We start from the raw sequence: 14508 nt of genomic DNA, 5'->3' as shown, positions 1-14508 counted from the left end.
GAGGCAAAGCCTCCCCATTTTACAACGACTACCAGGTGTATTTCACACCCAGGTTAGCACCCCAGTTCTGCTCAACGTCGCCGCCGCCCAGGTAGGTGGCGTCAGTATAAGCGCTGAAGTTTTTGGTGAAGCTGAACTGCGTTCCCAGACCTGCACGTACCGCAGAGCCTTTCACGCCGTTATCAATGCTATCGCCGTTAACATCAGCATTCTCGCTGGCATCGTCATAGACATAAGCCAGTTTGAAGTATGGCGTTAACGCCTGATCGTCACCGTAACCGAAGGTGTAACCCGCATCTAAACCGAGTTCATAACGCATGCTGTTATAAGACTGCGAACCCACCTGCAGGTCATTGCTTAGACGATAGTCATCACCCGACTGGAACAGGCCAGAAACCGCGGCATATGGCGTTAAGTAGCCTGCGTCGTTCGGCATCCAGTCGTAACCAAGCTTCAGGCCAAAGCCCCAGGCATCGGTATTTGTGCTGCCATCAACGTACTCGCCGTTGCTCATGGTCGCGCTCAGATCATTGTTGAAGCGGGTATAGCTCATGCTGCCATCGAGGAACATATCGTTGGCAAATTTAGCAGCGGAGTAGATCATCGCCGTCTGGCTATCCTGATCCACCTGACCTGAACGGTCATTCATGTCGCCTTTAGCGAAGGCTGCAGCTGCACCGACGGTCCATTTCGCGCTGTTGCCATCAATCTGGGTATCTACACCCACCATGATGCCGCTCACGTCCTGATCGTACTTGATGACATCGTTGTCGCCATCGACGTTACCGCCAAAAAAGCTAACCCAGGCGCCGCCCTGATCCGTCAGGCCATGACGCCCATTGGTCAGGCGGGTGCCTACGGTATCCTGCTGCAGATTCCAGATATTGGTATTCGCAGAAGGAATGCTCAGCGCCATATTGGCGTAATCCGTTAAGCGTTCCTGATTCAGAACAACAGTATCGCCCTTCTGCTGTGCCTGGTAGGTATATGCACCCAGATCGGCGCGGTTAGCCGCCGTGAAGGAGACGCGGGTATCAGCGTTGTTATCATAAACACGGATAAGCTCTTTGTTGCGATAATCTGCAACGCCGCCTTTACCGGTCGCGTTATCAAGACGCACTTTGTAGTTACCTGAGGTTTCACCATTAACGGCCAGATGACCATCAGCGTTGATGGCAATCACACCGTAATCGTACCCACTCTTCGTGCTGTCATTAGTGATATAACGCGCGTTGTTCAGATCGGAATTGAACACATAATCGCGGCTGGCAACGTTCAGCACGCCGCCGTCGGTCAGCACCAGTTTATGGGTATCAACCTGGCCCAGACCCAGCGCCAGCTCAGAACGGTTATCAACGGTGATGGTGTTCGCGTACAGATCGGCAAGCTCCTGAGTCAGGGTTACCTGGCTGCTGCTGTCGAGGTACAAGCTGTTGGTTGCCACACTACCGGCATCACCGATATTCAGGGTAGAGGCGTTAGTCAGCGTAATGCTATCGGCCAGCAGGCCGGAGTTTTCGACATTAACCTGAGAATGGTTCTTCACGGTCAACGCATCGATGTTCGACTCTTTACGCGTGTCCCACTCTGAACCGTTATCCAGTGTAACGTTGAAAATACCACTCTGATAAACCTGGGTACCCACCAGATGGTTGTTACTGTTGAAGGTTGAATCAGGCCAGATGCTGTTTGGTAACAGGGTAGTCAGATCAACGCTGCTATACCCCAGACCATACATCTGAGACGGGGCGATCATTTCCACGCTGGAGGTCGCCGCACCGACCCACTTGCTGCCATTGGTTAAGGTCAGATCCAGTTTATCGGTACCGTCCCAGCCGTTGGTGGTTGGGTTGTAAACGCCGTCGGCAGTGGTATCGGTCGCCGGGTCACCATTGACAAAGAAGTTATTATCAAAGGTGCTGGAGAACAACACATCGCCTGTCAGGGTCGAGTGGTCAAAGCTTGCCACCGTCTGCATGGCGTTATCTGCTGCGCCAGCCGCAACGATGAGCGCAGCATCATCCTGTGAGGTGGCACCCGGATTGCCGTAGTCGCTCGGCTTCGCTGACTGACCATAAAAACCGGTGGTTCCCAGGTCGCTGTAGGCACCGGATGTGACAGCAGAGTCGGTCACTTTGAGGGTGTTATTGAAGACATGCGCGCTGTTTTCGATGCCAACGGTGCTGTCGTAAGGGGTATTGTCCGGGTAGTTATAACCCTGAGTCAGGGTTATACCCGCGATGCGGGAGTTGTTTTCGATAACGATATCAGACTCAACATCCAGACTGATCGCATTGCCGAGCGCGTAGGTATCCCAGTAGTTGGTGGTGGTGGTGCCGCCTGTTACCACGTCGTAAGCGTAATGCTCATAGGTGTCGTTAATGGTGGTGTTATTCACCGTCAATGCGAAGCGGTCATACTGGTAGTGGGTAGAACCGTCGCGATTCACGCCGCCCGCACACTCCGTGGTGATACATTCAGAGGTGACCATACCATTAATGGTACTGTTGCTGATGGAGAGCGAGTTGCTTTTACCGCCGACTGCATCATCAAGGTAGTAACCAGAGATCACCCCGTTTACGACGGATTTGTTGATAACCGGATAGATATCGCCATCAACCGTGGCACTGGCATTGCGCCAGTCAGTGTAACCGTTATACAGCGTAGAGGCGGCGGTACCATCGTAGCCAAAGGTATTATAGGTTGTACCAGAAATATCTTTTGCATTTGCCTGAGAAGCGATAGCCATCGTGCAGGCTAATGCAATTTGAGATACAACAAGTTTCTTTTTCCATTTTTGCATTGGGTCATCCCTCCTCAGGGACGTAAGCAAGTTTGTCCATAAATACACAGCAAATAAATTGCGCAATGAATTATGCCGCCTCAAAACAAAATGGTTCAATGAATCGATGAATTATGTCCGAAAACAGACAGAATTAATAAACACTTTTTAATCGACAAAAATAAATTAAAAAATAACTTAAAAACAATAGCTTATATTAAAACAAAAGATACAGCGCAAAAAACGAAAGATCAGAAAAATAAATCAACAAAGCGAAACAAACAATTATCATGAATATTAAAATGAAACATGAAAGATAAATTGCCCGTTAATCACAAGGCGTTAGATAAGAAATAACATCAAGAAAACACTTTTTGAGGATGACAATATTATTGCCCTACTTATTTCCTGGCATTAATCAGGTTCATAAACCCGCGGGTACCGTACCGATCCGGGGCTTAAGGCTAAACGACAACTTTAGTAAAACAGTCCGGCAGCAGTTCAGGTAAACTGGTGCTCCTTATTTTCGCAAACGTCAGGCATACCATGACCGATTTAATTGCACGTCCCCGTCGCCTGCGCAAGTCACCCGCACTGCGCGCTATGTTTGAAGAGACAACACTGAGCTTAAACGATCTGGTGTTGCCGATTTTTGTTGAAGAAGAGATCGATGACTACAAAGCCATTGATGCCATGCCGGGCGTGATGCGCATTCCGGAAAAGCATCTGGCACGTGAGATCGAGCGTATCGCCAACGCCGGGATCCGCTCGGTGATGACCTTTGGTATCTCTCATCACACTGATGCCACCGGCAGCGATGCGTGGAAAGAGGATGGCCTCGTCGCCCGTATGTCCCGTATCTGCAAAGAGGCCGTGCCGGAGATGATCGTCATGTCCGATACCTGCTTCTGCGAATACACCTCTCACGGCCACTGCGGCGTGTTGTGCGATCACGGCGTAGACAATGACGCCACTCTGCTTAATCTCGGCAAACAGGCGGTTGTCGCCGCTGCCGCAGGGGCTGATTTCATCGCGCCATCGGCGGCAATGGATGGCCAGGTGCAGGCGATTCGCCAGGCGCTGGATGCAGCGGGTTTTACCGACACCGCCATCATGTCCTACTCCACTAAGTTTGCCTCCTCTTTCTACGGCCCGTTCCGTGAAGCCGCAGGAACTGCGCTGAAAGGCGACCGCAAAACGTATCAAATGAACCCGCTGAACCGCCGCGAAGCGATCCGTGAATCCCTTCTCGACGAAGCTCAGGGTGCCGACTGCCTGATGGTGAAGCCGGCGGGGGCCTATCTGGATATTCTGCGCGACATCCGCGAGCGTACCGAGCTGCCATTGGGTGCTTATCAGGTGAGCGGTGAATACGCGATGATCAAATTCGCGGCACAGGCGGGCGCCATCGACGAAGAGAAAGTGATCCTGGAGAGCCTGGGCGCGATCAAACGCGCGGGCGCGGATCTGATCTTCAGCTACTTCGCGCTGGATCTGGCTGAGAAGAAAATTCTGCGCTAATCCCCCACTCGACCGGGTAGCGGCTTTGCCCTGCCCGGCCTGAACCTCCCCGCACGAATCTTCACTAATCTGCAATAGAAACGACATCTGGCCCTACTACTGTCTCGGCAGGACAGGAGGAGAAGCCACCATGTTTAGTCTCGACAGCGTTCTCGATGACCTTTGGCCTCAGGCGAGGCCTGCGCCCTGGCAAAAAAGCCTGTTAAAAAAGCTATTTTATGAAGAAGAGTTTCAGCAGTTCGCCGCTACTCACCGCCACCTGAAAGGACTCGATATGGTGGAGCAGGTTCTGGAGCACCTGGATATTCATTGCACCGTCTCCGCCCGCGATCTCCAACAAATCCCCGAACACGGCCCGCTGGTCATCATGGCAAATCACCCCACAGGTACTCTCGACGGGCTGGCGCTCATGTACGCCGTCTCGCGCGTTCGCCGCGATGTCAAAGTGGTAACCAATCGTATGCTGACGCACCTTGAGCCGTTAAGTTCGCTGTTTATCCCGGTGGATAACCTGGGTGGTAAAACGGCGAAAACGTCGTTGATACAGATGGAACAGCATCTGCAAAACGCCGGTGTACTTATTTTCTTCCCGGCGGGCGAGGTCTCGCGCCCTACCCGCAAAGGGATCCGCGATAAAAAGTGGCATTCCGGCTTTATCAAACTCGCCGGTAAACTTCGGGCCCCTTTGCTGCCGGTACACATTCAGGCACGTAACAGCCTGCTGTTTTATGCCACCACGCTGATCTCCCCTACCCTTCCCCTGCTGTTATTGATGCAGCAAATGTTCCGCCGTCGCCACAGTACGCTGCCGATTAAGATCGGCGAGCAGATTACCTGGCACAGCTGGTTTAGCCCCACCTTATCGCCCCGTGAGATGGCAGAGCAGTGCCGCCGGCACGTAGTACGTCTGGGGAGAGGACTGCCCGGTATCTTTAAAACTGTCTCTGCGATTGCCCGCCCCGAAGATCGGGCGCTGCTCAAACGAGAGCTGGCGCTGGCGGAGTGTCTCGGGAAAACCGGCGACGGGAAAATCATCTATTTATGGCAACGCAACGGGCAGGAAGAGGCCCCGCTTCTGCGCGAACTGGGGCGTTTACGGGAAATTTCGTTCCGGGCCGTGGGCGAAGGCAGCGGCAGACGACGCGATACCGACAGCTATGACGATGACTACCTGCACCTGATCCTGTGGGATGAAGAGGAGCTGGAGATCGTTGGTGCCTACCGCTTTATGCCCACGGCCGCTCAGGTCGAAAAACGTGGCGTGGAGGGGCTGTATAGCTACAGCTTGTTCCAGTACGACGACAAAATGGAAGAGGTGCTGGCGCATGGCATTGAGCTGGGACGCAGCTTCATTCAGCCACGCTACTGGGGGCGTCGCGGGCTGGATTATCTCTGGTCTGGCATTGGCGCCTGGCTGGCTCGCTATCCGCAGTATCGTTATCTGTTTGGCCCGGTCTCAATTTCAGGGGGACTACCGCCCGACGCCCGGGATTTACTGGTGGCCTTTTACCGCCTCTGGTTCCCGGCGAGCCACCCGTTGGCGGCCTCTCGCCAGCCTTATCCGGCATCACTGCCTGACGTGCTGGCGCAGTTTGGTGGGGTAGACTACGTTGATGACCTGACCCGGCTGAAATCACTGCTGGGTAATATGGGCTGCGGCATTCCGCCGCTCTATAAACAGTACTCTGAACTGTGCGAACCCGGCGGCGTGCAATTTATCGATTTTGGCAGCGATCCGGCCTTCAACAACTGCGTCGATGGGCTGGTGCTGGTGGATTTGTGTTATCTGAAGGCGAACCGCTATCAGCGGTATATTGAGGCGCATTTACCTCCCTCACCCTAAAAGGGAAAAGCTGAACACCGTACTACCCCATCTCCTCGCCCCAAAGGGGCGAGGAGATGGTAAAGGGAATCAGCTCGCACGATAAAACGGCTTATCCCCCAAAATTGTCGCTCGCTGCATAATCCGGCGCTGCGGCAGGTAATCCGCGTTGGCATAGTGCTGCGTCACGCGGTTATCCCAGATCGCCAGATCGTTCTCCTGCCAGCGCCAGCGCACCTGAAACTCCGGTTTGGTGATATGCGCGAAGAGGAAGTGTAACAGCGCCTCGCTCTCTTTTTCGGTGACGTCCACAATACGGGTGGTAAACCCTTCGTTCACAAACAGCGCCTGTTTGCCCGTCACCGGATGGGTACGCACCACCGGATGCAGCAGCGGAGGATGCTTCGCCACCGCCTCTTGCCAGCGCTGGTGCTCCTCTTCGGTCTTACGGTACTTATACTCCTGGAACGATTTCTTAAAATCGTGCTCCGCTCGCAGTCCGCTCAGTAGCGTCTGGAAGGGTGCCGATAACGCCTCAAAGGCTGCAATACCGCTGGCCCACAGCGTGTCTCCACCCGTTTCGGGTAACAGTTTCGCCGCCAGAATCGCCCCGGCAGGTGGCGTATCAATAAAGGTCACATCGGTGTGCCAGTTGTCATTATCCGGCGGGTTATTGTTATGGGTATCCAGCACAATTATCTCCTCCACCCCTTCCGCATGGGGATAGACGGGGTGGATATGCAGATCGCCAAAACGCAGTGCTAGCGCGCGCTGCTGCTGTGGCGTGATGGCCTGCTCGCGCAGGAAGACCACCTGATGGCGCAGCACCGCATGATACAGCTGCTCAAACTGGTTATCGCTCAGCGGGCGGCTGACATCCAGGCCCGAGACCTGAGCGCCAATGTACGGCCCCAGCGGGGTAATGGTCAGACGTTCACTCATTGAATCTCTCCATGCCAGGGCGTCAGACGACGCTGTAACGCGCGCAACCCCAGTTCTAATCCGAAGGCAATCACGGCAATCACCGCAATACCTGCCAGCACCACGTCAGTCGCCAGAAACTCTCCAGCCGACTGCACCATAAACCCCAACCCACGCGTGGCGGCGATAAGCTCGGCCGCCACCAGCGTCGACCAGCCCACGCCAAGACCAATACGCAGCCCGGTTAAAATTTCCGGCAAAGCACCGGGCAAAATCACAAAAAGCAGCACCTGCACGCGGCTGGCGCCAAGCGACTGCGCGGCACGAATCCGCACCTGCTGAGCACTTTTCACCCCCGCCAGGGCCGACATCGCCACAGGAGCAAAAATTGCCAGATAGATCAGCAAGATTTTTGAGGTTTCACCGATCCCAAACCAGATAACCATCAGCGGTAGATAGGCCAGCGGCGGCACCGGCCGGTAAAGCTCTATCAGCGGATCCAGAATGCCGCGCAGCGTTGGGCTTAACCCCATCGCGATCCCCACCGGGATGCCGACGACCACTGCCGCCAGCAGCGCCACCAGAATACGCGCCAGGCTGGCCCCTAAGTGCTGCCAGAGCGTGGCGTCCATAAAGCCCTGTGGGCCAGCGATGCTGATCAGTTTCTCCAGCACCTGACCCGGCGGGGGGAGAAAGAGCGGGCTGATCCACTGCTGGGCCGCAACAGCCCACCACACGGCCAGCAGCGCCACCAGCGTACTCACGCTCAACGTTATTTGACGGGAGAAGGGCCAGCGTAATGCGAGGCGCGAGCGCCGCGTTTTTTCACCGAAGACAATGCTCACGAGAATGCCTCCCGTTGTTCAAACACGCGACTCAGCACATATTCGCGCTGCTCGATAAACTGCGGATCGGATTTGATACTGCGCACCGGCTCACCCGCCACGTAGCGACGGGCAAAGTTGAGCGACAAGCGCTCCTGCACGCGTCCAGGCCCGGGCAATAACAACACCAGTTCCGTGGCCATAAATATCGCTTCTTCAATATCGTGCGTAATCAACAGCACCTGTTTTCCGGTCTCATGCCACAGACGCAGCAGCAGGGTTTGCATCTGTTCACGGGTGAAGGCGTCGAGCGCCCCAAAGGGCTCATCCAGCAGCAGAAGCTGCGGATTCGCCGCCAGCGCGCGGGCAATCCCCACCCGCTGGCGCTGGCCTCCAGAAAGCTGCCAGATATAGCGTTTTTCCGCCCCTTCGAGCCCCACTTTTTTTAGCATCTCCCGGGCAACGGTCAGGCGCTGCTCACGCCCAAGGCCCGCCAGCTGCAGGCCAAAGGCCACGTTCTCCTGCACGTTACGCCAGGGCAACAGCCCCTCGTTCTGAAACACCACGCCACGTTCCGCGCCTGGCCCTTCGACCTTTTTTCCCTCCAGCTGGATGCTGCCATGCTGATAAGGAAGAAACCCGGCAATCAGATTCAACAGCGTGGTTTTACCGCAGCCAGACGGCCCCAACACGACCAGCAGCTCACCGCGGTCGAGCGTCAGATTGATCTCTTCCAGTGCGGGCTTTCCAGCGTAATCCGCAGACAGATGGGTAATATTCAGCATCGCGGGCAACCTTATTTGACAAAGCGGTCGGTAACGTACTGGCTGTAATCTGCCGCTACCGCCGGCACTTTGCCTTGTTCTTTCAGGAAGCCTGCGGTATCCACAATCGCTTTATTCACCGGCCCGGCCAGCTGCTGAGCCTGCTGGGCAGGGGTCAGGTAGGTGTTGCCCTTCACCAGCCCCGGCACGTCCGCCTTCGGTACGCCGCTCAGACGAGAGAGTTTTTCCAGATTATCGGGTTGTTTCAGCCATTCATCCGGATTGGCAATGTAGGGCTGCTGGGCGTCGATGGCGCTTTTGGCAAAGGCTTTGACGACCCCGGGATGTTTTTCAGCAAAGTCTTTGCGCACAACCCATACGTCGAGCGTTGGCGCCCCCCACTGCCCTACTTTTTCGGAGTCGGTGAGCACGGTACCCTCTTTTTCCAGCTCATTCACGGCAGGTGCCCAGACGTAGGCGCCATCGATATCGCCGCGCTGCCAGGCGGCAATAATTGCCGGGGGTTGCAGGTTAAGAATTTGGACCTGCCCCGGCTTGATGCCCCAGTGTTTGAGCGCTGCCAGCAGGCTGTAATGGGTGGTGGAGATAAAGGGAACGGCGATGCGCTTGCCGATAAGATCGGCGGGCTTCGTGATGCTTTTCTTTACGACCAGCGCTTCAGACTGGCCAAGCTGGGACGCCAGCAGGAAAACTTCAATTGGCACCTGCTGACTGGCCGCCACCGCCAGCGGGCTGGAGCCGAGGTTACCAATCTGTACATCGCCGGAAGCCAGCGCCCGCACGATAGCAGCCCCGCTGTCGAATTTGCGCCAGTCCACGTTGGCGCCGCTCGCCCTGGCAAAGGTGTTATCCGCCTGGGCCAATTTCGCCGGCTCGGCAGAGGTTTGGTACGCGACGGTGACATCCACCGCCTGCGCCTGAAATGCCCACAGCGCCAACGCGCCGAGTAACGTCATTCTCGATGAAATCGCCATAGTCTCTGTCCCCCTTGTTGTTATGGGAGCAGTATTTCCGGCGAGATCATTTTCATAAAGGAACAAAATCGCATCGCTCATTCCGATTCGTTTTTAGAAAAAAAGCGGCAAAAGATAGTTAAAAACTGACAGAACGCTTTATTGCAATTCTGTTACATCCGTTACATAACCGCAGCCACAGCATTGCCAGCCCGGCGGCAACGGGCATCATAGAGTTACTCTTGTGCAATGGGTGCTGAAATGATCAAAGTCGTGCTGGTAGACGATCACGTGGTGGTCCGTTCCGGGTTCGCCCAGCTATTAAATCTGGAAGATGATCTGGTGGTCGAAGGCCAGTACAGCAGCGCCGCTGAGGCCTGGCCAGCCCTCTCACGGGACGCGATTGACGTCGCCGTGATGGATGTCGCCATGCCCGATGAGAACGGACTGAGCCTGCTTAAGCGACTGCGTCAGCTACGCCCTCAGTTTCGCGCCATTATTCTGAGCATCTATGACACGCCGGCGTTTGTTCAAAGCGCGCTTGATGCGGGCGCCAGCGGCTATTTGACCAAACGCTGCGGCCCGGAAGAGCTGGTACAGGCGGTACGTTCCGTCGGCATGGGTGGCCACTATTTATGTGCCGATGCGGTAAAAGCGCTGCGCGGCGGCGAGCCGACGTCCAGCGTGCTCAACGTGCTCACCCCACGCGAACGGGAGGTGTTTGAGCTGCTGGTCAAAGGCGAGAGCGTCAAAGAGATTGCCTTTAAACTGGCCCTGAGCCACAAAACCGTACACGTCCATCGCGCCAACGTGCTTGGCAAATTACAGTGCAATAGCACCATTGAGCTGGTGCATTTTGCCCTCGACAACCAGTTACTCACGGGCCACTGATGCGGCGCCCCCTGCGACATCTTATTCTTTCGTTGTTTATTATGCTGGCCTGGGGCACCGGCTGGCTGATGCTATGGACGCTCAGTTTTTACCTCACCCACAATGGCCAGCAGGCGGCGCTTTTTCTGCCACAGGGCGTTTATCTGGCCCTGCTGATTCTGCTCGCACGCCGCTACTGGCCGGCGCTGATCCTGCCCGTGCTGGCGGCGCTGTTGTGGCTGCACGAGGAGCAATTACTTACCCACCACGTCATGCTCGCGGTGCCGCTAACCGGCCTGCTCAGCGCCTGGTTAGCCCAGCGCTACTGGCACTCGTTTCCCCTCTACTGGCAACGTCTCTCGATGCTGATTGCGGCCGTAACGGTTAATGCCCTGCTGCAAACCCTGCTGTTGTCACCGTTTCTGGAAAGCCCCGCTACCCTGCTATTACTGGCCTCGTTTACCGGTGGGGTGTTGCTTACTCCGTTTGTCTATCTGGTGTTTGAATTTTTGCGCCAGCAGCATCGCTATCATCTGCTGGGGCTGGATACCAGCAACCCGCCGCTGCGGACGTCCCTTATTATCTGGTGCAGCCTCTTTTTCATTATCGGCATCGGCACCCAGATGGTGCTCTCACCATCGCTGGAGCGGTTACTGCTAATTGTGGTATTCCTGCCCAACGTGGTGATGGCGTGGAAATTTGGCTGGCAGGGCGGCGTACTCTCTGGGTTACTCGGCAGCATGATGATCACCATAGCCCGCCAGGTCGGGATCGGATTTAGCGATCTGCTGGAGCTGGAGATTTTCCTCGCCACCCAGTCTCTGCTGGGGATGGGTCTGGGGATCGCCATCAGCCGCCAGCAGCATCTGGCGATGAACCTTGACCGCTACCGCCGCCGGCTGGAAGCGGAGTTACAGGCCCGGCGAGAGCTGACAGAAAAGCTGATCCATACCGAGGAAGACACCCGCAAGCACCTTGCGCGCGAACTGCATGATGAGATTGGCCAGAACATCACCGCTATCCAGATCCAGTCTCAGCTGGTGAAACGGGCGGGCGATACGCCGCTGGCCGTGGAAGCCGCCGGTCAGATTAACGAACTGGCACGTCGTATTCATCACTCCACCCGCCAGCTACTGCGCCAGCTTCGCCCACCGGTGCTGGATGAACTCTCCCTGAAGGAGGCGCTACATCATCTGGTGAATGAGTTTGCCTTTACCGAGCGCGGCATCACCTGCCGGTTTGACTACCAGCTCCCCGCCCCGCCGCAGAGTGAAACCGTCATTTTCACCCTCTACCGCCTGCTGCAAGAGTTGCTGAATAACGTAAGCAAGCACGCCGATGCCAGCGAGGTGACGATCCTGCTCTGTCAGCGCCATGATCAGCTGCATCTTGAGGTGCGTGATAACGGCAGCGGGATGGGTTCACAGCAGCCAGCAGGGTTTGGTATTCAGGGGATGCGTGAACGCGTCTCTGCCCTGGGTGGCGATTTGACGCTGGAATCCCACGCGGGGACGCGCGTAATTGTTAACCTGCCCACAAATTTGCAACAAACACCGCATTAACCAGGAAAAAGTCTTAGTCACTCCAGACTTTCTCTCATCCCATTTCAGTCGCGCTTAACTAGAGTCAGCTCAAACGGAGAAGATCATGCACGTACTGTCTGCCGAACAGGTTTCACAACGTTATCGGGCGCTTCGCCCCAGGCTGCTGCTGTGTATGGTGATTGGTTACGCCGCGTTCTACCTGACGCGTAAAAGCCTTAACTATGTGTTACCCGCGCTGCAGATGGATTTGGGGCTGAGTAAGAGTGATATCGGGCTGATTGGCTCGCTCTTCTACCTGAGCTACGGGCTGTCGAAATTTGCCGCCGGACTCTGGCACGACAGCCACGGCCAGCGGGCATTTATGGGCATCGGGCTGCTGGCGACAGGGGTGTTGAACGTGTTGTTCACCTTTAGCGATGCCTTCCCGCTGCTGCTGTTTATCTGGACGTTGAACGGCTTCTTCCAGGGATGGGGATGGCCGCCCTGCGCCAGATTGTTGACCCACTGGTACTCGCGCAATGAGCGCGGCTTCTGGTGGGGATGCTGGAATACCTCCATCAATATTGGTGGTGCAATTATTCCACTGATTTGTGCCGCTGCCGCCCACTGGTGGGGCTGGCAGGCGGCGATGCTGACACCGGGGATAATCAGCATCGTGCTTGGCCTGTGGCTGACCACACAACTGCGGGGCACACCGCAGGAAGAGGGTCTGCCGACGGTCGGCGAATGGCGTAACGATCCGCTCGAGTTACGCCAGCAACAGCAGAGCCCGCCGATGGGTTTGTGGCAGATGTTACGCAGCACCATGCTGCAAAACCCGATGATCTGGCTGCTCGGGGCGTCGTATGTGCTGGTGTATCTCATCCGCATCGCCCTGAACGACTGGGGGAATATCTGGCTGGCAGAGAGCCACGGGGTAAACCTGTTGAGCGCTAACGCTACGGTGATGCTCTTTGAAGTGGGCGGACTGCTGGGGGCGCTCTTTGCCGGGTGGGGATCGGATCTGCTGTTCAGTGGTCAGCGTGCGCCGATGATTTTGCTGTTCACGCTGGGGTTGATGGTGTCGGTGGCCGCCCTGTGGCTGGCGCCGGTCCACCATTACGCCCTGCTGGCGATGTGTTTTTTTACGGTGGGATTTTTTGTCTTTGGTCCGCAGATGCTCATTGGCCTTGCCGCCGTAGAGTGCGGACATAAACAGGCTGCAGGGTCGATTACCGGTTTTCTTGGCGTGTTCGCTTATCTGGGGGCCGCGCTAGCCGGGTGGCCGCTGTCGCAGGTTATCGAACGCTACGGCTGGTCGGGAATGTTCAGTTTGCTCTCGATCGCCGCCGTGCTGATGGGTTTGTTACTGATGCCATTGCTGATGGCGGGCATCACCGCTTCTCGCAGTCACATAACGTCATAAAAGGCTGAATAATGAAAACGACACTTCTCTCTACCCTCATTGCTTCCGGGATCGCGCTGGCTACCTTAACGGGTGCCGCACAGGCTAAAGGCCGCCTGGTGGTTTACTGCAGCGCAACCAACGAAATGTGCGAAGCCGAGACCAAAGCGTTCGGCGATAAGTACGACGTCAAAACCTCGTTTATCCGCAACGGTTCCGGCAGCACGCTGGCGAAGGTGGATGCCGAGAAGAAAAACCCGCAGGCCGACGTCTGGTATGGCGGCACCCTGGATCCGCAGTCTCAGGCGGGCGAAATGGGGCTGCTGCAGCCGTACAAATCGAAGAACCTTGAGCAGATCATGGAGAAATTCCGCGATCCGGCCAAAGTGAAGGGCAACCTCTCTTCGGCGGTCTACGTCGGGATCCTCGGCTTTGGTGTGAATACCCAGCGTCTGAAAGAGAAGAACCTGCCGGTGCCTCAGTGCTGGAAAGATCTGACCAAACCGGAATACAAAGGTGAGATCCAGATTGCCGATCCGCAAAGTTCCGGCACCGCCTACACCGCGCTGGCAACTTTTGTCCAGCTGTGGGGTGAAGATCAGGCCTTCGACTACCTGAAGCAGCTTAACGGTAACGTCTCTCAGTACACCAAATCCGGTATCGCCCCGGCGCGTAACGCCGCCCGCGGCGAAACGGCCATCGGCATCGGGTTCCTGCACGACTACTCCCTGGAAAAAGAGCAAGGGGCGCCGCTGGAGCTGATCTCCCCGTGCGAAGGCACCGGGTATGAAATTGGCGGCGTGAGCATTCTGAAAGGGGCGCGTAACGAAGAGAATGCGAAGCTGTTCGTCGACTGGGTATTGTCGAAAGAGGCTCAGGAGCTGGCATGGAAGAAAGGCAAATCCTATCAGATCCTGACCAACACCACGGCGGAAACTTCGCCGAACTCCCTCAAGCTCGACGATCTGAAGTTGATCAGTTACGACATGGATAAGTATGGCTCCACGGATGTGCGAAAAGCGTTGATCAACAAATGGGTCAGCGACGTGAAGATGGGTAAATAAGCCCGCAAACAGTGGTTATCACCCGGCGCCATTTTGCC

11 protein-coding genes are annotated in these 14508 nt (G+C 56.0%); 6 read left to right on the top strand and 5 right to left on the bottom strand.

Annotation, left to right across the window (positions count from 1 at the left end; genetic code table 11):
- Positions 1–28 precede the first annotated feature (28 nt).
- A complete protein-coding gene (locus tag B3511_RS03645; RefSeq protein WP_286777559.1) occupies positions 29–2803 on the bottom strand; it encodes an autotransporter outer membrane beta-barrel domain-containing protein in 2775 nt (924 codons plus the stop codon).
- Positions 2804–3328: 525 nt separating this feature from the next.
- Here B3511_RS03645 and hemB point away from each other — a divergent pair.
- Positions 3329–4303 (top strand): porphobilinogen synthase, encoded by a 975-nt coding sequence (gene hemB / locus B3511_RS03640; protein ID WP_207293077.1) that lies wholly within the window; start codon positions 3329–3331, stop codon positions 4301–4303.
- A gap of 130 nt (positions 4304–4433) precedes the next feature.
- Positions 4434–6146, top strand: coding sequence for a lysophospholipid acyltransferase family protein (locus B3511_RS03635; protein ID WP_286777558.1), 1713 nt, complete (start codon positions 4434–4436; stop codon positions 6144–6146).
- Positions 6147–6215: 69 nt separating this feature from the next.
- Here the strand turns inward: B3511_RS03635 and tauD are convergent, their stop codons facing one another.
- Genes tauD through tauA form a run of 4 tightly spaced genes read right to left on the bottom strand, consistent with a single transcriptional unit; the run spans position 6216 to position 9629 of the window.
- Entirely contained in the window at positions 6216–7067 is an 852-nt protein-coding gene (tauD, locus tag B3511_RS03630) for a taurine dioxygenase (RefSeq protein ID WP_286777557.1), read from the bottom strand.
- Positions 7064–7891 carry a taurine ABC transporter permease TauC gene (gene tauC / locus B3511_RS03625; protein ID WP_046884494.1) on the bottom strand — a complete coding sequence of 276 codons (828 nt, stop codon included), beginning with the start codon at positions 7889–7891 and terminating at the stop codon, positions 7064–7066. Before tauC ends, tauD begins: the two co-directional genes overlap by 4 nt.
- Positions 7888–8655: a taurine ABC transporter ATP-binding subunit gene (tauB, locus tag B3511_RS03620; protein WP_286777556.1), complete on the bottom strand. Its 768-nt coding sequence runs from the start codon at positions 8653–8655 to the stop codon at positions 7888–7890. The genes tauC and tauB overlap by 4 nt, the downstream gene beginning before the upstream one ends.
- 11 nt (positions 8656–8666) lie before the next feature.
- Positions 8667–9629: a taurine ABC transporter substrate-binding protein gene (gene tauA, locus B3511_RS03615; RefSeq protein ID WP_286777555.1), complete on the bottom strand. Its 963-nt coding sequence runs from the start codon at positions 9627–9629 to the stop codon at positions 8667–8669.
- Between the two features lie 240 nt (positions 9630–9869).
- Between tauA and B3511_RS03610 the strand changes: the two genes are divergently transcribed.
- The 4 genes from B3511_RS03610 to B3511_RS03595 all read left to right on the top strand — a co-directional run bounded on the left by B3511_RS03610 (position 9870) and on the right by B3511_RS03595 (position 14470).
- Complete coding sequence (locus B3511_RS03610) at positions 9870–10499, top strand: response regulator transcription factor (RefSeq protein ID WP_040076988.1); 630 nt, start codon at positions 9870–9872, stop codon at positions 10497–10499.
- Positions 10499–12040 (top strand): MASE1 domain-containing sensor histidine kinase, encoded by a 1542-nt coding sequence (locus B3511_RS03605; protein ID WP_286777554.1) that lies wholly within the window; start codon positions 10499–10501, stop codon positions 12038–12040. Before B3511_RS03610 ends, B3511_RS03605 begins: the two co-directional genes overlap by 1 nt.
- 85 nt (positions 12041–12125) lie before the next feature.
- Positions 12126–13427 carry an MFS transporter family glucose-6-phosphate receptor UhpC gene (gene uhpC / locus B3511_RS03600; RefSeq protein WP_040076990.1) on the top strand — a complete coding sequence of 434 codons (1302 nt, stop codon included), beginning with the start codon at positions 12126–12128 and terminating at the stop codon, positions 13425–13427.
- Between the two features lie 11 nt (positions 13428–13438).
- Positions 13439–14470 carry an ABC transporter substrate-binding protein gene (locus B3511_RS03595; RefSeq protein WP_040076991.1) on the top strand — a complete coding sequence of 344 codons (1032 nt, stop codon included), beginning with the start codon at positions 13439–13441 and terminating at the stop codon, positions 14468–14470.
- The last annotated feature ends 38 nt before the right edge of the window (positions 14471–14508 follow it).

Source organism: Leclercia sp. UBA1284 (assembly GCF_002308415.1).
Taxonomy (GTDB): domain Bacteria; phylum Pseudomonadota; class Gammaproteobacteria; order Enterobacterales; family Enterobacteriaceae; genus Enterobacter; species Enterobacter pneumoniae.
The sequence above is the reverse complement of the archived record's forward strand: the minus strand, read 5'-3'. Positions and strand labels throughout refer to the sequence as shown.